This is a genomic window from Ornithobacterium rhinotracheale DSM 15997 (genome assembly GCF_000265465.1).
In the GTDB taxonomy this organism is placed as follows: Bacteria; Bacteroidota; Bacteroidia; order Flavobacteriales; family Weeksellaceae; genus Ornithobacterium; species Ornithobacterium rhinotracheale.
In genome coordinates, this window is the sequence record NC_018016.1 from 1,735,585 (window position 1) to 1,761,516 (window position 25,932).

Annotated in this window: 23 protein-coding genes, 1 tRNA gene and 1 pseudogene; 19 read left to right on the plus strand and 6 right to left on the minus strand. The window is 35.8% G+C overall.

Annotated elements, in window-relative coordinates; translation table 11 throughout:
* Positions 1 to 125: 125 nt before the first annotated feature.
* Both ORNRH_RS08320 and nrdG read left to right on the plus strand, forming a co-directional pair.
* Positions 126 to 2,333: an anaerobic ribonucleoside triphosphate reductase gene (locus ORNRH_RS08320; RefSeq protein WP_014791412.1), complete on the plus strand. Its 2,208-nt coding sequence runs from the start codon at positions 126 to 128 to the stop codon at positions 2,331 to 2,333.
* Positions 2,326 to 2,835, plus strand: a complete 510-nt coding sequence (gene nrdG, locus ORNRH_RS08325; RefSeq protein WP_014791413.1) for an anaerobic ribonucleoside-triphosphate reductase activating protein — start codon at positions 2,326 to 2,328, stop codon at positions 2,833 to 2,835. The genes ORNRH_RS08320 and nrdG overlap by 8 nt, the downstream gene beginning before the upstream one ends.
* Before the next feature lie 71 nt (positions 2,836 to 2,906).
* Here the strand turns inward: nrdG and galE are convergent, their stop codons facing one another.
* A complete protein-coding gene (gene galE, locus ORNRH_RS08330; protein WP_014791414.1) occupies positions 2,907 to 3,920 on the minus strand; it encodes a UDP-glucose 4-epimerase GalE in 1,014 nt (337 codons plus the stop codon).
* On the minus strand, positions 3,917 to 5,044 hold the full coding sequence (locus ORNRH_RS08335; RefSeq protein ID WP_036601879.1) for a DegT/DnrJ/EryC1/StrS family aminotransferase: 1,128 nt from the start codon (positions 5,042 to 5,044) through the stop codon (positions 3,917 to 3,919). Before ORNRH_RS08335 ends, galE begins: the two co-directional genes overlap by 4 nt.
* Before the next feature lie 176 nt (positions 5,045 to 5,220).
* Here ORNRH_RS08335 and ORNRH_RS08340 point away from each other — a divergent pair, with 176 nt between their 5' ends.
* On the plus strand, positions 5,221 to 6,459 hold the full coding sequence (locus ORNRH_RS08340; protein ID WP_014791416.1) for a 3-deoxy-D-manno-octulosonic acid transferase: 1,239 nt from the start codon (positions 5,221 to 5,223) through the stop codon (positions 6,457 to 6,459).
* A gap of 54 nt (positions 6,460 to 6,513) precedes the next feature.
* Here the strand turns inward: ORNRH_RS08340 and ORNRH_RS08345 are convergent.
* Positions 6,514 to 6,595, minus strand: a tRNA-Leu gene (locus ORNRH_RS08345).
* 208 nt (positions 6,596 to 6,803) lie between these two features.
* On the opposite strand from ORNRH_RS08345, the gene ORNRH_RS08350 reads away from it, so the two are divergent.
* The 4 genes from ORNRH_RS08350 to aat all read left to right on the plus strand — a co-directional run bounded on the left by ORNRH_RS08350 (position 6,804) and on the right by aat (position 11,093).
* Positions 6,804 to 7,202 (plus strand): DUF3127 domain-containing protein, encoded by a 399-nt coding sequence (locus ORNRH_RS08350; RefSeq protein WP_014791417.1) that lies wholly within the window; start codon positions 6,804 to 6,806, stop codon positions 7,200 to 7,202.
* Between the two features lie 83 nt (positions 7,203 to 7,285).
* Positions 7,286 to 9,493, plus strand: a complete 2,208-nt coding sequence (locus ORNRH_RS08355; RefSeq protein WP_014791418.1) for an outer membrane beta-barrel protein — start codon at positions 7,286 to 7,288, stop codon at positions 9,491 to 9,493.
* Between the two features lie 28 nt (positions 9,494 to 9,521).
* Positions 9,522 to 10,391, plus strand: coding sequence for an OmpA family protein (locus ORNRH_RS11675; RefSeq protein WP_014791419.1), 870 nt, complete (start codon positions 9,522 to 9,524; stop codon positions 10,389 to 10,391).
* Positions 10,392 to 10,460: 69 nt separating this feature from the next.
* Complete coding sequence (gene aat, locus ORNRH_RS08365) at positions 10,461 to 11,093, plus strand: leucyl/phenylalanyl-tRNA--protein transferase (RefSeq protein ID WP_014791420.1); 633 nt, start codon at positions 10,461 to 10,463, stop codon at positions 11,091 to 11,093.
* Here aat and purN read toward each other — a convergent pair.
* Positions 11,090 to 11,659 carry a phosphoribosylglycinamide formyltransferase gene (gene purN, locus ORNRH_RS08370; protein ID WP_014791421.1) on the minus strand — a complete coding sequence of 190 codons (570 nt, stop codon included), beginning with the start codon at positions 11,657 to 11,659 and terminating at the stop codon, positions 11,090 to 11,092. The genes aat and purN overlap by 4 nt on opposite strands.
* 99 nt (positions 11,660 to 11,758) lie before the next feature.
* Between purN and ruvC the strand changes: the two genes are divergently transcribed.
* Together ruvC and nhaA are read left to right on the plus strand one after the other, a co-directional pair.
* Positions 11,759 to 12,313 carry a crossover junction endodeoxyribonuclease RuvC gene (gene ruvC / locus ORNRH_RS08375; protein WP_014791422.1) on the plus strand — a complete coding sequence of 185 codons (555 nt, stop codon included), beginning with the start codon at positions 11,759 to 11,761 and terminating at the stop codon, positions 12,311 to 12,313.
* 90 nt (positions 12,314 to 12,403) lie between these two features.
* Complete coding sequence (gene nhaA / locus ORNRH_RS08380) at positions 12,404 to 13,747, plus strand: Na+/H+ antiporter NhaA (RefSeq protein WP_014791423.1); 1,344 nt, start codon at positions 12,404 to 12,406, stop codon at positions 13,745 to 13,747.
* Here nhaA and ORNRH_RS08385 read toward each other — a convergent pair.
* Entirely contained in the window at positions 13,744 to 15,531 is a 1,788-nt protein-coding gene (locus ORNRH_RS08385) for an AMP-dependent synthetase/ligase (RefSeq protein ID WP_014791424.1), read from the minus strand. The two genes, nhaA and ORNRH_RS08385, sit on opposite strands and share 4 nt — an antisense overlap.
* 330 nt (positions 15,532 to 15,861) lie before the next feature.
* Between ORNRH_RS08385 and ORNRH_RS08390 the strand changes: the two genes are divergently transcribed.
* The 9 genes from ORNRH_RS08390 to ORNRH_RS08430 all read left to right on the plus strand — a co-directional run bounded on the left by ORNRH_RS08390 (position 15,862) and on the right by ORNRH_RS08430 (position 23,645).
* Positions 15,862 to 17,124, plus strand: coding sequence for a site-specific integrase (locus ORNRH_RS08390; protein ID WP_014791425.1), 1,263 nt, complete (start codon positions 15,862 to 15,864; stop codon positions 17,122 to 17,124).
* Positions 17,125 to 18,289: 1,165 nt separating this feature from the next.
* Positions 18,290 to 18,955, plus strand: coding sequence for a hypothetical protein (locus tag ORNRH_RS08395; protein ID WP_014791426.1), 666 nt, complete (start codon positions 18,290 to 18,292; stop codon positions 18,953 to 18,955).
* 124 nt (positions 18,956 to 19,079) lie between these two features.
* A complete protein-coding gene (locus tag ORNRH_RS08400) occupies positions 19,080 to 19,376 on the plus strand; it encodes a hypothetical protein (RefSeq protein WP_014791428.1) in 297 nt (98 codons plus the stop codon).
* 80 nt (positions 19,377 to 19,456) lie between these two features.
* A complete protein-coding gene (locus ORNRH_RS08405; protein ID WP_014791430.1) occupies positions 19,457 to 20,455 on the plus strand; it encodes a DUF2931 family protein in 999 nt (332 codons plus the stop codon).
* A 185-nt stretch (positions 20,456 to 20,640) separates the two neighbouring features.
* Positions 20,641 to 21,654, plus strand: a complete 1,014-nt coding sequence (locus ORNRH_RS08410; protein WP_221403023.1) for a DUF2931 family protein — start codon at positions 20,641 to 20,643, stop codon at positions 21,652 to 21,654.
* A 15-nt stretch (positions 21,655 to 21,669) separates the two neighbouring features.
* Entirely contained in the window at positions 21,670 to 22,014 is a 345-nt protein-coding gene (locus ORNRH_RS08415; protein ID WP_014791433.1) for a hypothetical protein, read from the plus strand.
* A gap of 144 nt (positions 22,015 to 22,158) precedes the next feature.
* Entirely contained in the window at positions 22,159 to 22,314 is a 156-nt protein-coding gene (locus ORNRH_RS12375) for a hypothetical protein (protein ID WP_169313175.1), read from the plus strand.
* A complete protein-coding gene (locus ORNRH_RS08425) occupies positions 22,311 to 22,856 on the plus strand; it encodes a hypothetical protein (protein WP_014791434.1) in 546 nt (181 codons plus the stop codon). Before ORNRH_RS12375 ends, ORNRH_RS08425 begins: the two co-directional genes overlap by 4 nt.
* Before the next feature lie 183 nt (positions 22,857 to 23,039).
* The gene (locus ORNRH_RS08430; protein ID WP_014791435.1) at positions 23,040 to 23,645 is read left to right on the plus strand and encodes a toxin-antitoxin system YwqK family antitoxin; all 606 of its coding nucleotides are present in this window, start codon (positions 23,040 to 23,042) and stop codon (positions 23,643 to 23,645) included.
* Between the two features lie 28 nt (positions 23,646 to 23,673).
* Here the strand turns inward: ORNRH_RS08430 and ORNRH_RS08435 are convergent.
* Positions 23,674 to 25,019: pseudogene (locus ORNRH_RS08435) on the minus strand (IS3 family transposase).
* Positions 25,020 to 25,234: 215 nt separating this feature from the next.
* On the opposite strand from ORNRH_RS08435, the gene ORNRH_RS08445 reads away from it, so the two are divergent.
* Complete coding sequence (locus ORNRH_RS08445; RefSeq protein WP_014791437.1) at positions 25,235 to 25,930, plus strand: ABC transporter ATP-binding protein; 696 nt, start codon at positions 25,235 to 25,237, stop codon at positions 25,928 to 25,930.
* The last annotated feature ends 2 nt before the right edge of the window (positions 25,931 to 25,932 follow it).

Sequence of the window (25,932 nt, forward strand, 5' to 3'; positions counted from 1 at the left end):
TTCCCCGTCGGGTAAGTTATATATTTGTGTCAATATTTAAATAAATTATTCTTTTATTTGGTTGATAATGATTTGTTTAAATGTTTTTTTAGTTTAAAAGAACAAAACACACACATTTATAAAAAATGATACAATCTGTAATCAAAAGAGACGGGAGAATCGTAGGTTTTAACGAAGAAAAAATATGCACCGCAATCCGCAAAGCCATGTTGCATACCGATGCGGGAGCCGATGAAACTTTAATCCAAAAAATAGCCAACCACATTGCATGTGCCTCTAAGGAACAAATGAGCGTAGAGGAAATTCAAGACCAAGTGGAAATGCACTTGATGAAAAGTCCGCGCAAGGATGTGGCAAAAAAATACATCACCTACCGCGATCAGCGAAACATTGCCCGCAAAGCCAAAACCCGAGATGTTTTCTTGGAGATTATAGAAACCAAATCAAACGATATTACGCGTGAAAACGCCAACATGAACGCCGACACGCCTGCGGGCATGATGATGAAATTTGCCAGCGAAAGCACCAAGCCGTTTGTAGACGACTTTTTATTGACGGAACCTGTGCGTGAGGCAATAAGAAATGCGTATATTCACGTTCACGACAAAGATTATTATCCTACCAAAAGTTTAACCTGCGTTCAGCATCCTTTAGACAAAATTTTGCAAGAAGGGTTCAATGCGGGGCACGGAGAATCTCGTCCCGCCAAGCGTATCGAAACGGCGAGTATGCTTGCCTGTATTTCGCTTGAAACGGTGCAAAATGAAATGCATGGCGGACAAGCCATTCCGGCATTTGATTTTTATTTGGCACCTTTTGTTCGTTCGAGTTTTATCGAAGAATTAAAAACTCTTGAAACACTTTACGGACAAGATTTTTCGCATCTTTATCAAAAAGAATTCAAGGATTATTTATTCAAAGAATTAGACGGATTGCAAGGCGAAGAGCGAGTGTTGCAACATGCCATGAACAAAACGACTGAGCGTGTGCACCAAGCCATGGAGGCTTTTATTCACAACATGAATACCATTCATTCTCGTGGCGGAAACCAAGTGGTTTTTAGCTCTATAAATTATGGGACAGATACTTCGCCCGAAGGGAGATGTGTGATTCGTGAATTGCTAAGAAGTACTTACGAAGGCGTGGGAAATGGTGCCACAGCGATTTTCCCGATTCAGATTTGGAAGAAAAAACGTGGCGTGAGCTATCTTGAAAATGATCCAAATTATGATTTATATAAAATGGCGTGCAAGGTAACGGCAAAACGCTTTTTTCCAAATTTCTTAAACTTAGATGCGGACTTTAATCAGCATGAAAAATGGCAAGAAAACGACCCAAAACGATATATGTATGAAATGGCAACCATGGGCTGCCGTACACGCGTGTTTGAAAATCATTTTGGCGAAAAAACTTCTGTAGGGCGTGGGAATTTATCTTTCACCACGATTAATATCGTTCGCTTGGCAATAGAATGCATGAACATTGAAGATGAAGAAAAACGAATTTCGGCATTTTTTGAGAAATTAGATAAAATGCTTACGCTCACTGCACAGCAATTACACGAGCGATTTGAATTTCAGAAAACAGCTTTAGCAAAACAATTTCCACTTTTGATGTCAAAATTATGGGTGGGTAGCGAAGAGATTTCACCAAATGATACCATAGAGACCGTTATTAATCAAGGAACTTTAGGCATTGGATTTATTGGCTTGGCAGAATGTTTGGTAGCTTTGGTAGGAAAGCATCACGGGGAATCCGAAGAAGCACAAGCCTTAGGCTTAAAAATTGTAAGCCATATGTGCGACAAAACCAAAGAATTTACCCAGCAATATCAGCATAATTATAGTCTATTGGCAACGCCTGCCGAAGGGCTTTCGGGCGGATTCACGCGCCGAGATCGCAAGACATTTGGTGAATTAAAAGGAATTACCGATAGGGAATTTTATACCAATTCAAATCATGTGCCTGTGTATTATAAATGTTCCGCGGCGCACAAAGCCGAAATCGAAGGTCCGTATCACGCACTCACTCGTGGCGGGCATATCTTTTATGTGGAAATCGACGGAGATGCAACGCATAATCCAGAAGCAATCATGCGAATTGTGGATATGATGGATGCTAATAATATTGGGTATGGTTCGGTGAATCACAACAGAAATCGTTGTCTAGATTGTGGTTACGAAAACGCTGAAAAAGATTTAACGCGTTGCCCAAAATGCGATAGCGAACGCATAGATAAATTACAGCGAATTACAGGTTATCTCGTTGGGACAACCAATCGATGGAATAATGCCAAATTATCTGAGCTCAACGCGCGTGTAACGCATGACTAAGGAAATTTCAGTTTTAAAAATCATTGAAGGTACTTGTGTCGATGGCGTAGGCTTTCGTACTTCAATTTATGCGGCGGGTTGCGGTTTTCGCTGTAAGGGCTGTCACAATCCGCAATCTTGGTGTATAGAAAATGGCGTGTGGACTCCAGTGGAAGACCTGCTTGAAATTGTGGCGAAAAATAAATTTGATGATGTTACTTTTAGTGGCGGCGATCCCTTGTTTCAAGTTGAAGGTTTTAGTCTTTTAGCTAAAGAGATAAAGGCAGAAACGGGCAAAAATATTTGGTGCTACACGGGTTACACTTTCGAGAAAATAATGCAAAATCCGAATTTAGCCCAGATTTTACCTTATATTGATGTACTAGTAGACGGAAATTTTATCCTAAAATTAAAAAATGAAGATTTACCTTTTCGTGGTAGTGAAAATCAACGATTAATCAATGTTCCCGAATCGCTGAAAAGGGGAGAAGTAATAGTTTTAGAGTTAGATAATGAGATTTAATTAAAACAAAAACGGCTTTCATATATGAAAGCCGCTTCTTTAATGTATAAAACAAAGTTATGAAAAATTTCTTATTTTAAGCTCTTTTGCCATTCCCAAGCCGTGCGTAATGCTTCTTCAAGTGGCGTATCTGGATTCCAGCCAAGCTCGTTAGAGGCTTTGGAGTTATCGGCATAAGCCGCGGTGATGTCTCCAGCGCGGCGTTCAGTAATTTTGTAATTTAATTTTACACCATTTGCTTTTTCAAATGCTTGAATTACTTCTAGTACAGTAGAGCCTGTTCCTGTTCCCAAGTTGAATACTTCGTAGTTTTCTTTGTTTTTGTGTTCTACAAGGCGTTTCAACGCTTTCACATGGGCTTTGGCTAAATCTACTACATAGATGTAATCTCTTACCGCTGTTCCGTCGCGAGTTGGGTAATCATCTCCAAACACAGAAAGACATTCTCTGATGCCTGCTGCAGTTTGAGTTACAAATGGGATTAAGTTATTTGGCACGCCTTTAGGCAATTCCCCGATCAAAGCACTTGGGTGGGCTCCAATTGGGTTAAAGTATCTAAGCGCAATCACATGCTTGTTGAACGCACGAGAGAAATCTTCTAAAATCTCTTCGCCCATTTGTTTAGTTTTACCGTAAGAACTTTCTGCTTTTTTGATTGGAGCAGTTTCATCAATTGGTAATTTATCTGCCTGTCCATAAACGGTGCAAGATGAACTAAAGATGAAGTTGTCTACATTATTTTCTTTAGCAGCTTCAAGCAAGTTTAAAAGACCTAAAATGTTGTTTCTGTAATACATCAAAGGTTTTTCCATAGATTCTCCCACCGCTTTGTGAGCCGCAAAATGGATAATCCCTTGAATGTCTTGATGGCTGAAAAACTCATCAACAGCTTCTTGGTCTTTAAGATCTAAAATGTGAGTTTCAACTGGTTTTCCAGTGATTTTCTCTATTCTTTCTTGTACAAATTCTTCTGAGTTAGATAAATCGTCGATTACGACCACCTCGAAACCTTCATTTTGTAACTCGACTACGGTGTGCGAGCCAATGTAGCCCAAGCCACCGGTAACTAATACTTTTTTACTCATTTAAAATAATTTTTAAGGGTTGTTGTTATATATTCTAATTGCTCCTCGCTAAGTTCTGTATGCATTGGCAAAGAGATTACTTCATCTATAAGTTCCATGGTTACAGAGAAAGCCTCATCGGAATACTCGCCATGGTCATAAGCCTTTTGCTGGTGAAGCGGCACAGGATAGTAAATCATGGCAGGAATATCGTGTTCTGCCAAATATTTTTGTAGTGCATCGCGATCTGCATTCAAAATTCTCAAAGTATATTGATGGAAAACATGCGTGCTTTTTGGATCGCGCTGAGGAGTTATAATATTTGGATGATGGGCAAAAGCCTTGTCGTAATAATCCGCAGCTGCATTTCTCGCTGAATTGTAATGATCCAGATGAGGTAATTTTAGTCTTAAAATCGCCGCTTGGATACTATCTAAACGAGAATTTACTCCCACCTCGTCATGATAATATCTTTTATACATTCCGTGATTTACGATACCACGAAGTTTGTGTGCTAAATTATCATCATTGGTAAAAATGGCACCGCCATCTCCATAGCAACCTAAGTTTTTAGACGGGAAGAAAGAGGTGCAGCCCATATGTCCTATGGTTCCAGCCTTTTTGCTCGTTCCGTTTGAGTAGCGAAACTCAGCACCAAGTGCCTGTGCGGTATCTTCAATTACATAAAGGTTATGCTTCTCGGCAATATCCATAATTTCTTCCATATTGGCACATTGCCCAAAAAGGTGAACTGGGATAATTGCTTTAGTTTTAGGCGTAATGGCTTTTTCCAAAGCTTCAACATTAATGTTAAAGGTATCTTTGTCTACATCCACCAAAACAGATTTTAACTTTAATAAATCTACCACCTCTACGGTAGCCGCAAAAGTGAAATCCGCAGTGATGACTTCGTCTCCCTCCTCAAGGTCAAGTGCCATAAGCGCAACTTGCAATGCATCGGTTCCATTGGCGCATGGGATTACATGTTTCACTCCAAGGTATTCCTCTAATTCTTGTTGAAATGCTTTTACTTCAGGACCATTGATATAAGCGGAAGATTCTACTACTTCAATGATTTTTTTGTCGAGTTCTGGTTTTATTTTATGGTATTGGGAAACCAGATCCACCATTTGTATTTTTTGCATAGTTATGTGAAATCTCTATTCAATGGGGTAAAATTACTTAAAAATGATTAGATGATAAAATTATATAAGATGAAAAATGTTAGTATTTTTTTTAAGCATTGAAAGTCTCAGAAAATAAGCCAAATTTGTAATTTGATTTTAAACATAATTAAAGAATAAAAAGTTACCTTTGTCTCATGCAAAAAATCTACACACTCGGCGTTCGCGCCATGTCGCTTGGAATGAAAATCGCATCGAAATTTAACGAAAAGGCGCAAAAAGCCATAGCGGGAAGAGAGAATGTTTGGCAATATTTAACCCAAAAAATCACACCAAATGATGATTGGGTGTGGGTGCATTGCAGTTCGCTAGGCGAGTTTGAGCAGGGGCGTCCCGTGATAGAGGCAATCAAAGAAAAATATCCAAAAGCAAAAATTGCCGTTTCATTTTTTTCGCCATCAGGTTACGAAGTGCGAAAAAACTATGCAGAAGCCGATGCTGTGTTTTATTTGCCCTTTGATACGCCCGAAAATGCACAGAAATTAATTAAAATTCTAAAACCAAAACTTTGGGTATTGGTGAAATACGATTATTGGTACAATTTCTTGAGCGAATATAAAAAAGCGGGTGTCCCGATTATTGTGATTTCGGCAATTTTTAGAGAAAATCAATCTTACTTTAAGTCGTATGGAAAGTTTTTTGCCCAAAAATTAAAAAACGATTTAGCTCATTTTTTTGTTCAAAATCAAGAATCGGTGGATTTGTTGTCTCAAATTGGGATTTCAAATGCGAGTGCGGTGGGCGATACACGATTTGACCGAGTGAAAAAAGTCGCAGACCAAGCCGAAAGATTACCTTGGGTAGAAACTTTTAAGCAAGATAAAAAACTTTTCGTAGTGGGGAGCTCATGGAAAGAGGATGAGGATTTTTGGGTGAAATGGATGAATGAGGAATGTCCACTTGATTGGAAAATCATTATTGCTCCACACGAAATGAATGAAAAGTCTATTTTAGCTTTAAAAGAAAGGTTTAAAGACGAGGTGGCGACTTACCAAAAGCAGGGAAATTTAGAGCAAGCTAAAATTTTAATAGTCGATGCGATTGGATTTTTAAGCAAAATTTACGCCTATGCAGACATTGCTTATGTAGGCGGAGGGTTTAATAAAAGTGGCGTGCACAATACGCTGGAGCCTGCCGTGTTTGGTGTGCCTGTCGTGATCGGGCAGAATTATGCTAAATTTCAAGAAGTGAAAGATTTAATGTCGGAAGGGGCGCTCTTTTCGGTAAGTGATTATGCGCAATTTCAAAAAATCATCAAAAAATTGATTTCTGAAGATTTGGCGATTTATAAAATGAAAACGCAAGCAGTCTTTGATAGAAATCTCGGTGCAACCCAGAAAATCATGCAGTGGATTGAGGAAAACCGAGTAATTTAGATATTTAGGTAAATAAAAAAAAAGAGCTAAACAATGTTGTTTAGCTCTTTTAAGTGCGGATGAAGGGACTCGAACCCCCACACCTCGCGGCACTAGATCCTAAGTCTAGCGTGTCTACCAATTCCACCACATCCGCTTAATTGAGAGTGCAAATATAGAACTTTTTTTATTAAGCACAATTTTTTTTGAAAAATATTTTTTTATTTTCTGCATAAATTGCCCTATGTGAATTTTATAACATAGTAATTTTATGTATTATTTGTGTTTTATTTATGAAAAAACTTCTTTAGAAAAAATATGTATTTCTATATCTTTGCACTAACTAAGATAATTAACATACATAGATGGAAGTCGTAGGAAAAGTAAAAAAAATATTGGAACCACAAACATTTAATAGTGGTTTTACTAAGCAAGAAGTAGTAATTTTGACACAAGAGCAGTATCCGCAGACTCTTGCTATTGAGTTTTTGCAGGATAAAGTGAACTTGCTTACTAATATAAAAGAAGGAGATGATGTGAAGATCTCAATTAACTTGAGAGGTAGAGAATGGGTGAACCCTGAAGGAGTAACTAAATACTTTAATTCCATCACAGGGTGGAGAATAGAGCCACTAGTGCCCGCTACACAAGCAGCAGCAGTAGCGACTTCAGCAGTAGAGCCTACTCCTCCGTCGGCAGATTCTTTTAATCAGAATTTCAATGATTTAAACGCTGGCGATGATGTAGACGATCTCCCTTTTTAACATAATTGATAAAAAAGAAAATTTACTTAGGCATACTATTTGCAACATAATTTAACAAGATAAAAATTTAAATTTTAACTAGAATGAAAAAAACAATTATTTGTTCTGCTTTGGCATTTCTTGGAATCCAAGCTAACGCGCAAGTTGAAGATGTAAGCGTAACGCTTTCACCTACTGCTAGCTACAACTGGTTTGATAACAATTCAGCAATCAAAGATGGTTTGATGATTGGAGGTAGAGTTGGTTTTGGTTTCGGAGAATACTTTGAGCTTAGAGCACTTTACGAAAAATCAGTAGATCTTAAGTCTGAAATTGATAAACTTGATATCAAAGGAAAAGACTGGGAAGAGTTCACTAAAAAATTCCAATCTAGAAATGTAGATGTAGAAAGAATTGGAGGTGAAATGAAAGCTAACATCCCTACAGGTGGTGCTTTAGCTCCGTATGTGACTTTAGGTTCTGGAGTTCAGAAACTTAAGCATGATGGTTTGAAAGACGAGCAAATTTACTTAAGCTTAGGTCTAGGTACTAAAGTTAATTTAAGCGATCGTGTTGTTTTAAACCTAGAAGGTAAAAACACAGCTTACAACTTGAATAAAGCAAATGTTTTATACCAAGAAGCTGGTAAGTCTGAGCTAGAAAAAGCCCTAGGAGATTCTAAAGATGATAGAATGTACAACTGGTCTGTATTGGCAGGTTTACAATTCTATTTAGGAGGTAGAGAGCCTGGAACTCTTACTGAATTAGATAGAGCTTATTTAAGAAAATTCTCAGGAGGTCTTAGTGGATTCAAATTTGTTGTAGAGCCAGGAGTTGCTCAAATTAAATTCAACGATGATTTGAACCTTAGAGATACTTACCTAGTAGGGGGTACTGCAGGATTTGATTTCAACCAATTCATCGGATTGAGAGGTTTCTATTACCAAGCAACTCAAAACGAAGAATTTAAAAAATTCGATGATTTAGCAATGTATGGTGCTGACATCGTTGCTAGATTGAATGTAGCAAGAGGATTGACTCCATACCTTACTTTAGGTGGAGGTTACTTGAACGCTTACTCTAGCTATGAAGGAGAAAAACCATCTTTGGTAGATCCAAGCAGCTACTTCGTTAAAGGAGGTTTAGGGTTGAATGTTCCTCTAGGACAATACTTAGATGTGTTTGGTGCAGCAAACTTGCTTTACACTACTAATATAAAAGATGCTAATAACTTGAAAAATATCCAAGCTCCAAGCGAACTTAAACAAAGCCAAATGTACAATGTTGGTTTAAGAATCAAATTAGGAGCTACAGCTAATGAAGATGCTGTTCTTGAAAGAAAATTAAGATCAGATAACAAAGTTTACCAAGATAGAATCGATGAGCTAGAAGCTGAATTGAGAAAGGCTTACGACGAAAATGATTCTGATAAAGCAGTTCGTGTAATCAAAGAAAAACAACAAATAGAAAAAGGTTACAAAAACTCAGGTAAAGTTGTTTTAACTCCTCAAGAATTACAAGAATTAGTTGAAAACACAATCGATGAGGTAAACGAAGAGTACAGCAACCAAAAAGCTAAACAAAATCAACAAGATGTAAATCAAAGAATTGATAGATTAGAAAGACTATTGCTTGAAGTAAATAGAAAAGACTATAACAACTATCAAGGAGGTAATTTACAAAACTCAGCTACTCAAGAAATTTTAAACGAGTTAAGACAACTTAATAACAAAGTAGATCAAAACTCTAATAGAATTGCTAGCTTAGCAGGAGTTGCAGACGATAACACTGTAGTTGTAGTGCCAGCTCAAAACGCACAGCCAGTACAGCAACAAGCTCAACCAGTACAAGCAGCACCAGCAGCTACAAACACTCCAGCAGTTGTAACTAACGAGGAAGGAGAAACAGGTGTTGTGAAATCTATGTTTGTGAACGAAGGTATTTCAGTTGATGCTGGAGTTATTTTCGGAGGTGGAACTTCAGGTGAAATCGGAATCAGAGGACACTACGGGTTCACTAACTCAAACTGGGAATTCCAACCAAGCCTTTATGTAGGTGTTGCAGGTGACGGTGCTTTTGGTGCTAACGCTAATGCAATCTACAAATTTAACATTGATAGAGGATTTATCGTTCAGCCTTATTTAGGTGCTGGTCTAGGTTACAACAAATTAGATGATGATTCTAGCTTTGGAGCTAACTTAGTAGTTGGTACTTCATTCAATGTATTGAATGGTAAATTGTATGTTGATTACACCGCTTTAAATCTTGCAGATTTCAACAAAATCTCTGTAGGTTACAAATTCGGATTATAATCAATAAACAACATTTAAACGAAACATTATGAATAAATATAAAGTTTTAGGTCTTAGCTTTTTGCTAGCAATCGGTTTCACTGGTAATGCTCAACAAAACAAAAAGAGCAAACAAAAATATTCAGCTGATAGCCAGATTGTGATGTCAAAAGATGAGCTTAAATCTTTCTTGAAAATGGTAGCAGAAAAAAGAATTGAGCAAATCAAAAGATTTGAAAAGCAAGATTCTATTAGCTACTATGTAGGTAGCTTCAGCGAAGTGCCTGCACAAAAATCACAAAAGGCTAAAAAGTCTTGTGGTTCTTGCCAAAAGAATGATTTAGCTAGTCAAGTACAAAAAGTTAATGACAGATTAGACAATCTTATGCTAGCTTTGATTGGAAAAGGAGGAGCGTCTAATGTAGTAGTGCCAGGACAAGGTAGCACTACCTCTTATTTAGACAACGGAACTTCTTCTCAAATCTCAGCCTTGGAGCAAAAGCTAGATTCTCTTAAGAGATTACAGAGTTCATTCAACAACTCTACATCTACCATCTCTCCAGAGCGTCGTTCAGCTTTAGAAGAGTTACTAGCGAAGTACAAAAACTTCAAAAGACAAGTTTATTTTGCAAATAACTCTTATGCCGTTTCTAGCGATGACATTGCTTACATCAATGATGTGGCAAAAGTGCTTAAACAAAACCCAGAACTTTCTGTAGTCCTTGAAGGATACGCAAGTAATGTAGGTAGCGTTGAGTATAACAATCAACTTTCTATGAAACGCGCAGAAGCGATTACTAAAGCCTTGGTTGATAGAGGAATTTCTAGAGATAGATTATACTCTGCATTCTTCGGGATCGACAAAGGTGTTCCAGCTGCAAAAGCTAGAAGAGTAGATATGACAGTTGTGATTAAATAATTTAATCCAACTTTAAATTTAAGCTCTCTTTACCATTGGTAGAGAGAGCTTTTTTTATTACCTTTGGGTATGTTGTTTTTAGAACGAAATCAGCCTTTTCCGCCAGCAGAGATGGCAGATAGTGATGGAATCTTGGCATTCAGTATGTCGCTGGAGCTTCCTCGCCTCATTACGGCGTATCATCTTGGCATTTTTCCTTGGTACAATCAAGGAGAGCCCGTGATTTGGTGGTGCCCAGATCCAAGAATGGTGCTTTTTCCTGATGAGTTGAAAATAAGTAAAAGTATGAAAAAAGTATTTCGCGATGAGACTTTTACTTTTACGATAAATAAAGATTTTCTAGGAGTAATGAAAAATTGCCAAAAGATTTATCGCGAAGGACAGGACGGAACTTGGATTACGCAAGAAATCATAGATAATTATGTAAAGTTGCATCAGCTAGGGCTAGCACATAGTGTAGAGGTTTGGAATCAAGAGGCAGAACTTGTAGGAGGATTGTATGGCGTGAAAATCAATCGAGTATTTTGTGGCGAAAGCATGTTTGCTAAAGAAAGCAATGCCTCCAAAGCGGGATTTATATGGTTTGTTCAGAAAATGAAAGATCATTTAGACTTAATAGATTGCCAAGTTTATACAAAGCATTTAGCCTCACTTGGCGCACGATTAATCCCAAGAAAAGAGTTTTTGAAATATTTAGATTAATATTTTTTAGACAATTTATCGATAACAGAAATTAGTAGAGGTTTTTCAATTTCTGCAATTTTTCCTGCAACAAAAGCCACATCGCTACCCGCTGGAATATCAAAACGCATTTGAGCAATTACCTCGCCCTCATCAATTCCTGCAGTAACATAATGCACACTTGCGCCACTTTCTGTTTCGCCAGCAGCAATCACAGCCTTGTGCACATGCATTCCGTGCATGCCTTTTCCGCCAAATTTTGGTAATAGAGAAGGGTGAAGATTAATGATTTTTTTATCCCATTTTTGGCAAAAATCTTTATTTAAAATAGAAAGAAATCCTGCCAAAACAATTAAATCCACGCTGTTTTCTTTGCAAATCTCATCTATGGCTTGGTTGATATCTTCCTCTTTTTTATCAACAAACCAAGTAGGGATTTCTGCTTCTAGTGCGCGCTCCATGGCATAGCAATTTCTATCGGCAATCACGCAGGCGATTTCCACATTGGTAAGCCTTTCTTGTTGAACAGCATCGATGATTGCTTGCAAATTACTTCCACTTCCAGAAACTAAAACAGCGATTTTCATAGGATTTAAAATTTTTGCTAAGTTAAAAATATCAATTTATTTAAAGAAATAAATAATATTTTATTTAAGTTTGAAAACTAAAAATAGATTAAGAGAATTTTGAGTGCAGAAAATATAATTTTAGGAATAGACCCAGGAACCAATGTCATGGGATTTGGATTGATTGCAAGTCAAGGAAATCGCATGAAATTGATTATGATAGATGAATTATTGCTAAATAAATTAGACAGCCACGCCCTTAGGCTGAAAAAGATTTTTGAAAAAACACTTGCGCTCATCGATGAATATCATCCAGACGAAATTTCAATTGAAGCACCCTTTTTTGGAAAAAATGTGCAATCCATGCTTAAGCTCGGGAGGGCACAGGGCGTAGCAATGGCAGCTGGATTGTATCGCGAAATTCCTATTACAGAATATTCTCCCAAGAAAATAAAAATGGCTATCACAGGAAACGGGAACGCAAGTAAGGAGCAGGTTGCAGGAATGCTCAAAAATCTTTTGGGCTTAAAGGAAATTCCTAAAAGGCTAGACGCTACCGATGGGCTAGCGGCAGCGGTGTGCCATCATTTCAATCGAGGAAAGGGCGACGAGGTGAAATCGTATTCTGGTTGGGATGCGTACATAAAACACAATCCCGATAAACTCAAGGGATAGCCTATATGACATCTGTTGTGGTTGTTAGGCTAAAAAAATAAAATTTCGTATTTTTGTAAAAATTGAGTTTTTATAAAAAATACGAAATATATGAACAACATTCAACAACCTAAAAAAGAATTAGTAGACATCTACATCAAAGACCCGATTTTGGGCTTTATCAATAATAGTACAGCAAGTGGAATAGTGCTGTTTATATCTGCACTTCTTGCTCTTATTATTGCCAATACGGGGCTTTCTCATTGGTATCACGACTTGTGGCACATTCATTTTAAAATCGGTTTTGATGATTTTATGATCGATAAGGATTTGCACCATTGGATCAATGATGGCTTGATGGCGATTTTCTTTTTTGTGGTAGGGCTAGAGCTTAAACGAGAAGTAATCGCAGGAGAGCTTAGCAATCCAAAAAATGCGATTTTGCCACTTTGTGGAGCTGTGGGAGGAATGCTCGTACCAGCGGCGATTTACATGCTATTCAACTCAAGCGGAGAGCCAGCGCAAGGTTGGGGAATCCCGATGGCGACAGATATTGCATTTGCGCTAGGAATCCTTTATATGCTTGGGAAAAATGTTCCAACAAGTCTAAAGATATTTTTAACAGCACTTGCCATTGCCGATGATATCGGGGCGGTACTAGTTATTGCATTTTTCTATACTTCTAATATTGATTTTGTGAGTTTAGCCACAGGGGCGGCATTTTTAGCTGTTTTGATTACCGCAAATTTAATTGGTGTAAGAAATACCTTATTTTATGCCATTGTGGGGATTGTAGGGCTTTGGACAGCGTTTTTGATGTCTGGCGTGCATGCTACAATCGCTGCTGTGATTGCGGCATTTACTATCCCAACAACGGCAAAAATGCCTGAAAATCTATTTACTAATAATATTCAGAAACTATTGCATAAGTTCAACGCGCTAGATCCTAACGGGCAACCTACTTTGACAGAGGATCAGCTACATGTGGTGTCTAAAATGAGTGAAATGAGCAAAAGTGCTTTGCCACCATTGCAGCGTTTGGAACACAGCATGCACCCGCTTGTTTCTTTTGTTGTGATGCCTATTTTTGCATTTGCAAATGCAGGAGTAACTATCGAAGGAGAGTTTCTAGAACTTCTATTATCGCCTGTGACTTTAGGAGTGATTCTAGGTTTATTAATCGGGAAGGTTACAGGAATTTTCGGTATTACTTTCCTTTTAATCAAGACCAAATTAGCCAAATTGCCTGATGGAATGAATCTACTTCACCTGCTTGGCGCATCGGTTTTAGCAGCGATTGGATTCACGATGTCGTTGTTTATTTCAGGTTTGGCATTCCATGATCCGATTTATGACATGGAAGCTAAAATAGGAATCTTAATGGCCTCTGCCATTGCAGGCGTTTTAGGCTTTTTAATCATTAAAAAAGCAAACCAAAAAACAAAGAAGGCTTAGTGATATAAGCCTTCTAATTCATTTTGGTATTTAGCAAAAATTGCTTTTCTGATGGGTTTAAAAGTAGGAGTGATTTCTCCGTTTTCCATACTTAATTCTTGACTAAGTAGATAAATCTTCTTCACCTGTTCGTAGCGGGCAAGTTCGCTTTGTAAGTCATGCACTTTTTGCTCAAAGTATTTTACAACTTTTTTGTTTTTAATCAATTCTACCATGTTTTGGAAATTGATGTTTTGCTCTTTTGCCCAATTTTTAAGCCAATCGAAATTAGGCGTAATTAGGGCAACGGCATAAGGTTTTCTTTCGCCATACACCACAGCTTGGGCAATTTCAGGATCTTTGGTCAATACATTTTCCACCATTTGCGGAGCGATGTATTTTCCGCCAGCGGTTTTAATCAATTCTTTGATGCGATCTGTGATGACTAAATTTCCTTTTTCATCAAATCTTCCAGCATCGCCAGTTTTAAACCAACCATCTTTGGTAAAGGCTTTTTCGTTTTCTTCGGGGCGATTATAGTAGCCCTTCATCACGGTTCTGCCTTTGACTAGAATTTCGTTATTTTCCCCAATTTTCACATCTACATTATTAATTGGTTTTCCCACGGAGCCTAGTTCATAATCGTTTATCTGGCAAGAAGACACGGTTGCTGTAGTTTCAGAAAGACCATATCCCACGATAAGAGGAAGACGCATTGCTCTAAAGAATTCAACCACTTCGTCGCCCACATAAGCCCCGCCACAAGGAATAAATGATAGATTTCCACCTAATTTTTCACGGAATTTTTTGTAAACTAAAGTTTCCGCAATTTGGTCTTTAATTTTTAATCCAAATGGTAGATTTTTGCCATTTCGCACATATTCCTCTCGTTTTTTGCCAATTTCCAGCGCCCAGAAAAATAGTTTTTTCACAGGAGCTTTTGATTTAGACATGGTGTTGATTGCCATTTGATAAACTTTTTCATACAATCTTGGTACAGAGCACATAGCGGTGGGCTTAGCGATTAAAAGCATATCTGCAATACTGCGAGGATCTCGGTTGTAGATATTTGTCATTCCCACTGATAGGGCTAAAAATGACCACGCACGCTCAAAAATATGAGAAAGTGGTAAAAATGCCATAGACACATCTTTATCAGTCAAGTCATATCGCTCCTTGTGGTTTTCTATCGCGGCAAGGAAGTTGGTATGCGTAAGGATCACGCCCTTTGGTTTTCCCGTAGTTCCAGAAGTATAAATCAAAGTAGCAGTGTCATCTGAGTCTATTTCGTTGAATCGCTCGGCGAGTTCGGTTTTGAATTGCTCAGGATTCCCTTGTGCTACATAGTCTTTAAAATATACCGAAATATCATTTTTTAAAGGTACATTTTCATCAAAAACGATGATTTTTTTAAGACTTAATTCTTGATTTTCTAATGCTAGAAGTAACTCATTGTATTGCTCTTGTTCTCCCACAAAAACAACACTAGTTTCGGCATCGTTCAAAATGTATTTTACTTGATCTGCCGCATTGGTTGCATAGACTGGAATGGTAGGGCAACCGATGTTCAGCGCAGCAATGTCAGCCAAAGTCCACTCAGGCATGTTCTGAGAGAAAATTCCTACAGTATCTCCTTTCTTTAGTCCTTCGTTTAGGAGCGAAGCGGCTATTTTTTCAATGGTTTCAAGGCATTGTTTCCCAGTATGTTCTACCCATTTCTTTTGTCTGTAAATCTTCAACATAGGTTTCTGGGCATACTTTGTAAACTGTTCTTTTAGTAAAATAGCTAAATTATAATTTTTCATTTTTTCAGTTTAGTGATACAAATTAACGAATAATATTGCTTAAAATAGCGATTTAAGATATTTTTAATGTAAATATCCATTCCAAAAAGCAAAAATAGGTAAAAAAACGTAACTATCTATGAAGTAGTGAATTAATTATTTGTTTACCTCTAACTTGCCGACTGAGAATCACTGAAATTAGCCTTAAAAAGACAAAGTTGAGTTACTTATCAGTTACTTGATAAGCATTCAAAGTTTTTCATCAAAGAGTCTATATTTCAGTGCTTTGCATGATATTTCATCTTTCATTGTTACTCAATAGAAATTAATTTAGTAACCCCAAATTATAGAATGGTGAAAAAAACGCAAAGAACAACCTTCACGGTATTATTTTACCTAAAAAGAAAAAGCCCCAAAGCCGATGGCACACTTCCCATCATGGCAAGAATTACCATCAACGGAAAAAACGAACCCTTTTCCACGAAGTTAGGCTTATCCCCTTCGCTGGATTTACAGAATAGTAAGGTCTGTGGAAAAACCCATGAAGCTAAACAGATTAATAAAAAATTAAAAGCCATTGAAAACGATATTCAGAACATTTACAGCGAAATGCTCAAATATGAGGGGTATGTAACAGCCAAGAAAGTAAAAGACCGATATTTAGGCAGAGAGCATTCAGACAATACTTTGCTCAAATGTTTCCAAGGCTTACTCAAAGATTTTGCCCTTAAAGTAGATAAAAAATTAAGAGCACGGGCAAGTTATAATACGCATAAATCTGCGTATGCAAATCTAGCGTCATTTCTCAAAGAAAAACTTTACAGAGAGGATATAGACTTGATAGAATTGGATAGAACCTTTATAGATGATTATGATTCGTATCTTAGGATCGAAAAAGGCTTAGATCACAATAGTATTTACGGTAATATGGGGCCGCTTTTGCGAACTATTAAAAGAGCCATCAATGAAGATTTACTTTTGATAGACCCTTTTCGTCATTATAAAAACACCCTAAAGTCTAAGGACAGGGGATATTTATTGAAAGCGGAAATAGAAAAAATCATAAACTATAGAGCATCTCAAGACTTCACAAAAAGGGAAAGAGATAAATTAGAATTAATAAGAGATTTATTTTTATTTAGTTGTTTTACAGGCTTTGCCTATATAGACATCAAGCAATTGAATCAAAGCCACAAGCAACATTTTTTTGATGGGAATCAATGGCTGGTCAAACGCCGACAAAAGTCAAAGATAGCGTGTAATGTTCGATTATTAGAAATACCCAAGATGATTTTAAAGAAGTATGAAGGTTTAGGCAAAAATGGGGCTTTACTCCCTGTACCAAGCAATGGAGTCTGTAATAAATACATCAAAAAAATTATGAATGAATGTAGTATTTTTCGAGAGAAGCCGATTACTTTTCACTGGGCAAGACATAGTTTTGCCACCTTAATGCTTACGGAGGATATTCCGATAGAAAGTATCAGTAAAATGCTAGGACATAAACATATTCATACCACGGAGATTTATGCCAAAATTACCAGTGCAAAAATCAGTAAGGACATGGAAATAGCCGCTCAAAAACTCCAGAATCTGTCCGTTCACTATCATTAGGCTCCGCTTTTTTTTAATTCTTGTAGCCCATTGGCTATGATTTTTCTGAGAAAAACCCTACCCAAAACGCTACTAAGAATTTTCAAACTTACTCAAACTACCGCTACAAAACATTCCCTTTCTTCCCTGTTTTGTAGCGGTAATTTTTTTTTAGAAATAAATCTTAATTGACAGAGGCAAAAATATTCGTTAATCGATACAGAGCTTAGCGTTTCGATGGGCTCCATTTACCTAATGCTTGTCTTTTGTATTAGGATTTCTATTTCCACCTTTTTTTTCGCAGGTATAAAATGGTCGAAATGCGGTTTTTCGTAGTCGAAGGGCAAAAGTATTTCCGTGTTTTAAACGCCTTTACAAGGTCAAGCCCTGGGGTTTTCAAAAAAATCTCCACACCCTTTGGGGTTGTATTTTTCTGAAAAACCTTGCAGAGGCTAAACACTACTTTTTATAAGCCCTCGAAACGAAACCAGTATATTCCGACTCTTTAAACGAATAAAAAAATAATATTAATGATATGAGTTTTAAAAGTTTCAACTAAGGTCGTGTCGCGGACTTATTATGTGCTTATATACATACTTACGTTTGTACTTATGTAATTGAATACATATGTACATATCTATTCATATACTTATGTATTTACCTATGTACGTACTTACATACTTATGTAGCTACGTATGTATGTAAGTACATACCTAAAAAAGACAAGCGTCTTTTTGCAAAAAAATAAAGGATATTCACCACACGAACGGTAGTGAGTGTTTTCTGTTCACCCGAACAGAGCAAGTTGTGTTTTGAGGCACCGAAAACCTTTTACGGCACTCAAAACCAACTTGTCCTTGCAGGAGGCTAAAATCCCTTCGAAGTCGGGATTTTTTAATATTAAAATGGATATAAAATGGAAAAAGATAATAAGCAACTACCACAAGGTGTTCCTCTCATAGAGATTTAAAGCTGTCAAAATGAAGCATATTGGTGGATGAAATTTAAAAAGAAAGCCTTGCATATTTTATGGATTTTGTGTAATTTGCAGATTATAAGCTCCTTACAAAGAAGGGTTTTATCTAAACTGATAATTTTTTTGCTAACGATTTACAGTTGATTATAAACTTAAAAAATCTTTATGGCGTTGGCAATGGCATATTATTAACCCTGAGATAAAAGAACTATGAGAATAATAATTTTAGTCGTGTTAATGTTAATCAATACAAGTTGTAGAGCACAAGTTGATAACAAAATAAATAATGAAAAAATGAAACATTTTGATATAGAAAAGTTTGAAAAAAACAAAGGAAAACAGGGATATTACAATGAATATCACTACTCTCTAAATAATAAGAAAATTAGAGAATTTAGTTATTATAAAGAGAATGAAATAAAATATAAAAGAGAAATATCTCAACTTTTTCATCCTGTACATTATATTTATGTCTATGATAAAGAGGGAAATATATCTACAGAAATAGAAGAATTTAATAACTCTATCATTTCTATAAAACAATACAATAGTTTAGGAAAAATAATAAATGAAGAAAAGTATAATAACTATTTTAATTATGGTTTTCAGCAAATTCGTGAAATTGTATTAAAAGAAAAAGGAGTAGATATTTATGACCAACGGCAAGCAATGGTAAATCGAGTTGAAGGAGATGAAACAACTAGAATATTGAAAAAATATTATCAGGTACATATATTAAAATCTGAACTTCTTAACGGAGAATGGTACTCTGTTCCCGCAGAAAGTTTTTTTATAGATGATGAAACTGGAGAAATACTAACAGAGGAGACTATAAAAGAAAAAATTTCCTCTACTTCTTATCGCACCTATAATTAATGGCAAAAACTACACTGAAGAAGAATGGAAAATATTTGAAGGGCAACAATATCAAGCTTATAAAAAAGGTAAAGCTAAGAAAATTTTTTTGGAACGTTTATTTAGAAATTAAAACTTTAGAATTATGGTTGATAAAGTAACAGATAAAGATGCAGGACAAGATATGAGTATAGAAGTTAGTAATAATATGAATACTAATGTAGGAAATGACCATAATGTACAGATTGTAAATAATCATACTTTTAACTCAAACGATTATCAGCAAAATGTCAAAGGGAATAAGACCATTGATGTTGGAGGAAGTTTAGAAGAATCTACCTCTGAAACTACCCACAGAGCGAAAAATGGTGATATTCTTATGCAGAGTGCAGGAGTTGCTCAAGTTTTAGGAAAAATAGATGCTAAAGTTAATAAGGGATAATATGAAAAAAATAGCAGTTCTATTTTTACTAATAATGAATATAATATCGTGTCAAAATAAAAAAGTTATGGAACAAGAATTTGAATGGGAAGAAAAAAAAGGCAGCACCACTGGGGTATCCCGTAGAAGTATATAGAGGTGGCTTTGAAACAAAGGAGGGCTACTTTAGAAGTTTAGTAAGCGGTATAACCACTGGCAAGCATGGCTGGGGCTACGGAGGTGGTGGTATGAGTAGTTATATGGCACCCATACCCGACCATTTGCACACCATATGGTTTTCTTATGCAGAATCTTGTTTTTACGAGGTAGATACAGAGATAGATAAAGCAAAAATGTTAGCCCTTTTTAGAGAGGGCTATGATTGGCTAGATGCTAATGGAAAAATACGTCCTGATAATTATAATGAAATAATTGCAGGTTTTGCCCCTGGAGGAGTGGTAGTTGTCTGGGTAGCAGGAGCTACCCAGCAGGTAGAGATCGGCAGGTATCAAGGTAGGAAGATTGTAATTCCTCAAGAGGAAATAGATGCATTACCTCAAGAGGATAAATTGCTATTTGATAAAGAAAATCAAAAAGAGGTCATGGAAGATAGTAGTGTAATACCTCAAGAGATTATAGATGCCAATAAAAACAAGCCTATACCTTATGGTCTGTGGGATATTTATCGAAAGAAATACCCGTGGCGGTTAGTTTTTAAGTTTAGAGGAGAAGTAATAAAGTTAGATAAAAAGTCTATGGTTAGAATAGAGTTAGTAAATGGAGAACGATTTACTCTTTTTCATGATAATTTCCCATTAAAACAATTTTTTAATAAATCAATCCCTAAAAACCTTTATTTCGGTTGGAGAACAGAGGATAATACTTTTTATGAAGGCAATTGTTCTTTAGATGAGACGGCTATACTATCAGCTTTTAAAGAAATATTTAGTGGTAACAACAAAGATATTACTGCGGATTTAGTCATATCAGTAAACCAAGCCAACACCTATTTTATAGTGAGGTTAGTTGGAAGTAATGGTAAAGAAGTTGTTATTCCTACACCGGAAATTGAAGTTTACAAGCCAATATTTCAAGATTAATATATTTAATTATGGCAAGAACATTTGTATACAATACAGGCACACCCAAAGAGTCTATAGAAGATATCCACTTACAGGTAGAGTTGTTTTTTTTAGGAAATAAATTAAAGAGGTAGCATATGAAAAAAATAGCAGTTCTATTTTTACTAATAATGAATATAATATCGTGTCAAAATAAAAAAGTTATGGAGCAAAAATTTGAATATGAAGCAAATACAGCAGCACCATTGGGGTATCCCGTAGAAGTATATAGAGGTGGCTTTGAAACTAAGGAGGGCTACTTTAGAAGTTTGGTAAGCGGTATAACCACAGGTAAACATGGCTGGGGCTACGGAGGTGGTGGTATGAGTAGTTATATGGCACCCATACCCGACCATTTGCACACCATATGGTTCTCTTATGCAGAATCTTGTTTTTACGAGGTAGATACAGAGATAGATAAAGCAAAAATGTTAGCCCTTTTTAGAGAGGGCTATGATTGGTTAGATGCTAATGGAGAAATACGTCCTGATAATTATAATGAAATAATTGCAGGTTTTGCCCCTGGAGGAGTGGTAGTGGTATGGGTTGCGGGAGCCACACAACAGGTAGAGATCGGTAGATACCAAGGTAAAAAGATTGTAATCCCTCAAGAGGAAATAGATCAATTGGATGATGAAGATAAAGCACTTTTTAGAAAAAGTTATCGAGAAAAAATGTTTACTTCATCAGGGGTTGTGCCTTTAGATGTTCAAAAAGCCAATAAAAACAAGCCTATACCGTATGGTCTGTGGGATACTTATCGTAAGAAATACCCGTGGCGATTAGTCTTCAAGTTTAGAGGAGAAGCTATTTTGAACTCAAAAGGTGCGATTAAAAATAAATTTTTAAATGGGGAAAAATTTGAGTTGTATGCTAAAGACTTTCCAATAGAAACCCCTTTTTTACAAGCAGTTCCAAGAAGTTTTTCTTTCTCATGGAAGGCAGAAGATGGTTTCTATTACGCAGGATCTTGTAAATTTGAAGAGGAGACTATATTATCGGCATTTGAAGAGATATTTAGTGATAATAGCAGAGATATTACAGCAGATTTGGTAATATCTGTTAACCAAGCCAATACCTATTTTATAGTAAGGCTAATAGGCAGTAATGGTAAAGAAGTTGTAATTTCTACCCCCAAAATTGAAGTTTTCCGAGCAACTCGCTATGACAATATGTAACAATAACTCTAAATTATGGCAAGAACATTTGTATACAATGCAGGCGCACCTAAAAAGTCCATAGAAGACATTCATTTACAAGTAGGGATGTTTTTTGATGGTACGGCAAATAACAGAACTAACACAATGATACGAAAAAAGTATTATCAAATAGAAGAAGGAAAAGGCATTGATAAAATAAAAAAGTCAATTACTTCAATAGATATAGATAGTATAGCTTGTAAAATGGAAAGTTTTATAGAAGGATTAAAAGAGGTATACGAAGATGGTAATATACCAGAAAAGGGGGTTGTCGTATTTTTACTACCTATTATAATTAGATATTCCAATCCTCCTAAAACAGAAAAATTTAAGGTATAATATTTTGACGGATTTGCAGATGATATATTTAGTGAAGGAAGGTATGTAATGTTATCTTGGAAATCCCCAGAATTCAGAGACTCTACTTTAATTCACGAAATTGCACATACATTAGGTTTAGTTCACTCTTTTCAAGAAAAAGAAATGGATAATGGCAGAGAAGTTGTTTCTAAACATATTTTTAAAACTGGAACAACCGATAATGTAATGGATTATAGCGTAAATTCAGATGTATTTTGGAAATGGCAATGGCAAAAAATGCAAGAGGATACTAACGATTTAATACTTGAAAAACTATGAGAAACATTATTTTAGCTATATTACTTTTTTTGGGAAATAAATTGTATGCTCAAAAAGATACTATTGTTATAAATCAACAAGATATAAGAATCAAACAAGAGCAAGTTCATCATTTGAAAAATCCTCGTGGAGGCTACAGCTTAGTCAAAGAGTATTATTTGAAAGCAACAAACGAACTATTAAATGGTTTTTATAAAATAATTATTGATAAAAATCATTTTTATACACTATATTTTGAAGATGGTATAAGAAGTTTAAAAACAGATCCTTATATCAATACAATTAAATATTATCGAAATAATAGTATTTATAAATTAGAAGTTTTTTATCCAACTTTAATCACAACATTATATTATTATTCAATAGAAAACTTTAATTGTAAAGTCAAAAGGTTAACTGGATATAAAAAAAATATTTTTGACGACACAACTAAATCAACTTTTAAAATTAAGCAGAAAACTACAAAAGACTCTATACAATGGTTTTTTAAAGGAAATGAAAAAGGGAATATGAGTTTTTCTAAAATTGAAGTATGTAAATAATATAATAGTATACCAAAGAGATGCAGAAAGTAGTGACTAACTAAATATAAAATGGGGTAATGTTTATTATGTAAAATTTCAAAATACATTATGAAGAAGTCAGAGAATATAAAAGAAACCTACGGAAAAATCAAAAACAGATAATATATTAGATTATTATAATGCAAGAAAATCTTTTTATTTATGGCAAATAAAAATAATGCAAGAAGAAGTACAGAAATATTATCACTGATAATAGTATTTTTATATAGTTGTGGTAGTTATAAAAATCCTCCTCTTTCAGAGATATATACGGATGTTATTTGGAGGTTAGATAGTTTGAAAACTCCAGATAATTACGATTCAAATGAAATGCTACCTTTGTCTGAGGTAAGAAAATCATTTAACATAAAAGGAGGTAAATTATTTAACAAAGAAAACGATACGATAGTTTCTAACATTTCTTTATTATTAAGAATAAACAAAAATCTTAGAGGAATGGATGTTAAAATAAAAAATGGACTTCCTTATAAAGGATATTGTGATTTTTCTAATGGCATTATGTGTAGAAAAGATATTTTTTATGATAGTAAGGGAAATATAGTTTTTTATTCTGTGGAGAATTATACTGTAATCTTCAAAAAAGGATGTGGTTATTGGAAAGATTTTTACAATGAAGGACATCTTAAAGAAGAAGGAGAGGTAAAAAATAACTACAAAGTAGGTCAATGGAAATATTACAACAAAAATGGAGAAATAGATAGCCTAAAAGTTTATTCTGTGAAAGATAGTTGTACGTCGTCAAACTAAAGTTTACTGAGGCTAATATAGTAAACAATTAAATAAGTCCAAAACAATAATTTAATTTTCGTTGATTTAAAGTATTTATTTTCACTTGTTTTCTTAGTTTTAAGATTTGGTCTTGTCTACCTAGGTATACATCTTCAGGGGTTAAATTATTTAAAGCTTCGTGATATCTTTGCGAGTTGTAATATTGCACAAATTTATCAATAGCCCTTTCGAGTTGCTCTGGAGCATAATAATGGTGTAATTTGACTACATTTTTCATGGAACGATGATACCGCTCGATTTTCCCTTGTGTTTGCGGATGCAATGGTTTTCCATGTATGTGTCTGATCCCATAAGTGTCCATTAAGTAATCTTTGAGTTCCTTAGCAATATAACAAGGTCCATTGTCGGAGAGCAACACTGGCGGTTGCTTTCTATTTTTTATTTTAGCTTTACTGATGGCGTTATCGATGGTTCTTTTGACGTCTTGTGCAGTCATACTAGGACAGAGTTCCCAATGAACGATATATCGGCTGTAGTCATCAATGACGGTGGATAAATAATACCATCCCCAACCGATAATTTTGAAATAAGTAAAATCCGTTTGCCACATTTGATGCACGAAATTGGTTTTGGAATGAAACTGATCTGCTGCTGCCAAGAACCTATGCGGTGTGTCGGCCAATAATCCCTGTTTTTTCAAAATGCGATAAACGGATGATTCAGATATGAAAACGCCTTGTTCATCGATGAACCTTGTGGCAATGAGCCTTGGTGTTTCCTGGGGATATTGCAAGGCAATCTCAACGACCATTTGTTTGATTCTATCGGGAATGCTATTCCATTGTTGCTTTTGATTACGTTTCGCTTTAAGGCCATCAATACCATTTTGGCTGTAGGCGTGATACCAATTATAAAAGGTTCTTTTGTGAATGCCTAATTGCTTTAAAGTCCTATTAACGCCTAATTCAGAGTTTTTTACCACCTCTATAATCTCTGCTTTTTCTTCTGCCGTTAGTCTCATATATTTTTTAAATTGAGGGGTTAATCCAACAGATTTAAGCTTTTTTTTACAATGTCATAACGAATAACCAAATCGGCCAAAGACTCCTTCAATACGGTATTTTCTCTGCGTAAATCTTTGACCTCCTCACTGGTAGCTTCTCTTGTTTCGTTACCCGAAAGACGTTTCTTTCCTGCTTCAATGAACTCTTTGCTCCATTTGTAATAAGTGGCTTCGCTGATGCCATATTTTCTGCACAGCTCTGCTACACTGAGCTCTGCACGTAAGCCTTCCATGACGATTAAAATCTTTTGTTCTGCATTGTACACTTGTCGTGTATTACGGCGAACTTCCTTAATAAGCTTTTCGCTTTTTGTTTGTTTTTTTACCATGTTCTAAGTGGTTTTTGTAAAGTTAGTTTTTTCTTTTTTTAACTATACTATTTTTAACCTAAACTGGTAAACTTTTTGCTGACGATTTACATTAATGTTTTGGTATTTAGTGAGATGGAGGGTTTTTGCATTGTTTAATGTAAAAAAAATATTATCAATAGATAATTCAAAACTAAAATTCATACATTTGAAGCCAAGAAAATGATCCAAATTCTATGGCGATAAAAGTAGAGAATCTGACAAAAATATATGCTGCGCAAAAGGCACTAAATGCAGTTTCTTTTGACTTGGGAGAAGATTGTATTCTGGGCTTATTGGGACCAAACGGAGCAGGGAAATCTACCTTGATGAAAAGCCTTGTGGGGCTGGTTTTGCCTACTGAGGGATCAGTTTCGATAGATGGCTTGGTTGTGAGCGAAAATCAAGTGCAAATTGCCAGAAAAATTGGATATTTGCCAGAAAATAATCCGCTGTATTATGAAATGTATGTGCGCGAGTATTTAACCTTCGTGGCAAACATTAGAAATCTATCGCCGCAGAAAGTAGATGATGTGGTGGAACGAGTAGGGCTCACACCCGAGCAGAACAAGAAGATAGGGCAGCTGTCTAAGGGGTATAAACAGAGAGTGGGGCTGGCACAAGCCATCATTCATGAGCCAGAAATTTTAATTCTGGACGAGCCAACCAATGGGCTGGATCCCAATCAAATTTTAGAAATTCGAGAACTTATCAAACAAGTAGGGCAGGGGAAAACCGTGATTGTTTCTACCCACATTATGCAAGAAGTAGAAGCTCTTTGCGATAGAATCCTTGTGCTGAACAAAGGGCAAAAGGCAGCAGATTGTACTTTGTCTGAATTTAAACAAAACTACCAAAGCTTGGAAGAAGCTTTTTACCAAAAAACCAAATAATC

What these genes read in the sequence shown, in the direction of transcription:
- ORNRH_RS08320 (WP_014791412.1), top strand. Translation starts at nt 126, where the DNA reads ATGATACAATCTGTAATCAAAAGAGACGGGAGAATCGTAGGTTTTAAC.
- ORNRH_RS08350 (WP_014791417.1), top strand. Translation starts at nt 6,804, where the DNA reads ATGGAAGTCGTAGGAAAAGTAAAAAAAATATTGGAACCACAAACATTT.
- ORNRH_RS11675 (WP_014791419.1), top strand. Translation starts at nt 9,522, where the DNA reads ATGAATAAATATAAAGTTTTAGGTCTTAGCTTTTTGCTAGCAATCGGT.
- nhaA (WP_014791423.1), top strand. Translation starts at nt 12,404, where the DNA reads ATGAACAACATTCAACAACCTAAAAAAGAATTAGTAGACATCTACATC.
- ORNRH_RS08410 (WP_221403023.1), top strand. Translation starts at nt 20,641, where the DNA reads ATGGAGCAAAAATTTGAATATGAAGCAAATACAGCAGCACCATTGGGG.
- galE (WP_014791414.1), bottom strand. Translation starts at nt 3,920, where the DNA reads ATGAGTAAAAAAGTATTAGTTACCGGTGGCTTGGGCTACATTGGCTCG.
- ORNRH_RS08385 (WP_014791424.1), bottom strand. Translation starts at nt 15,531, where the DNA reads ATGAAAAATTATAATTTAGCTATTTTACTAAAAGAACAGTTTACAAAG.
- aat (WP_014791420.1), top strand. Translation starts at nt 10,461, where the DNA reads ATGTTGTTTTTAGAACGAAATCAGCCTTTTCCGCCAGCAGAGATGGCA.
- nrdG (WP_014791413.1), top strand. Translation starts at nt 2,326, where the DNA reads ATGACTAAGGAAATTTCAGTTTTAAAAATCATTGAAGGTACTTGTGTC.
- ORNRH_RS12375 (WP_169313175.1), top strand. Translation starts at nt 22,159, where the DNA reads ATGGATAATGGCAGAGAAGTTGTTTCTAAACATATTTTTAAAACTGGA.
- ORNRH_RS08445 (WP_014791437.1), top strand. Translation starts at nt 25,235, where the DNA reads ATGGCGATAAAAGTAGAGAATCTGACAAAAATATATGCTGCGCAAAAG.
- ORNRH_RS08340 (WP_014791416.1), top strand. Translation starts at nt 5,221, where the DNA reads ATGCAAAAAATCTACACACTCGGCGTTCGCGCCATGTCGCTTGGAATG.
- ORNRH_RS08390 (WP_014791425.1), top strand. Translation starts at nt 15,862, where the DNA reads ATGGTGAAAAAAACGCAAAGAACAACCTTCACGGTATTATTTTACCTA.
- ORNRH_RS08425 (WP_014791434.1), top strand. Translation starts at nt 22,311, where the DNA reads ATGAGAAACATTATTTTAGCTATATTACTTTTTTTGGGAAATAAATTG.
- ORNRH_RS08430 (WP_014791435.1), top strand. Translation starts at nt 23,040, where the DNA reads ATGGCAAATAAAAATAATGCAAGAAGAAGTACAGAAATATTATCACTG.
- ORNRH_RS08335 (WP_036601879.1), bottom strand. Translation starts at nt 5,044, where the DNA reads ATGCAAAAAATACAAATGGTGGATCTGGTTTCCCAATACCATAAAATA.
- ORNRH_RS08415 (WP_014791433.1), top strand. Translation starts at nt 21,670, where the DNA reads ATGGCAAGAACATTTGTATACAATGCAGGCGCACCTAAAAAGTCCATA.
- ORNRH_RS08395 (WP_014791426.1), top strand. Translation starts at nt 18,290, where the DNA reads ATGAGAATAATAATTTTAGTCGTGTTAATGTTAATCAATACAAGTTGT.
- ORNRH_RS08400 (WP_014791428.1), top strand. Translation starts at nt 19,080, where the DNA reads ATGGTTGATAAAGTAACAGATAAAGATGCAGGACAAGATATGAGTATA.
- purN (WP_014791421.1), bottom strand. Translation starts at nt 11,659, where the DNA reads ATGAAAATCGCTGTTTTAGTTTCTGGAAGTGGAAGTAATTTGCAAGCA.
- ORNRH_RS08355 (WP_014791418.1), top strand. Translation starts at nt 7,286, where the DNA reads ATGAAAAAAACAATTATTTGTTCTGCTTTGGCATTTCTTGGAATCCAA.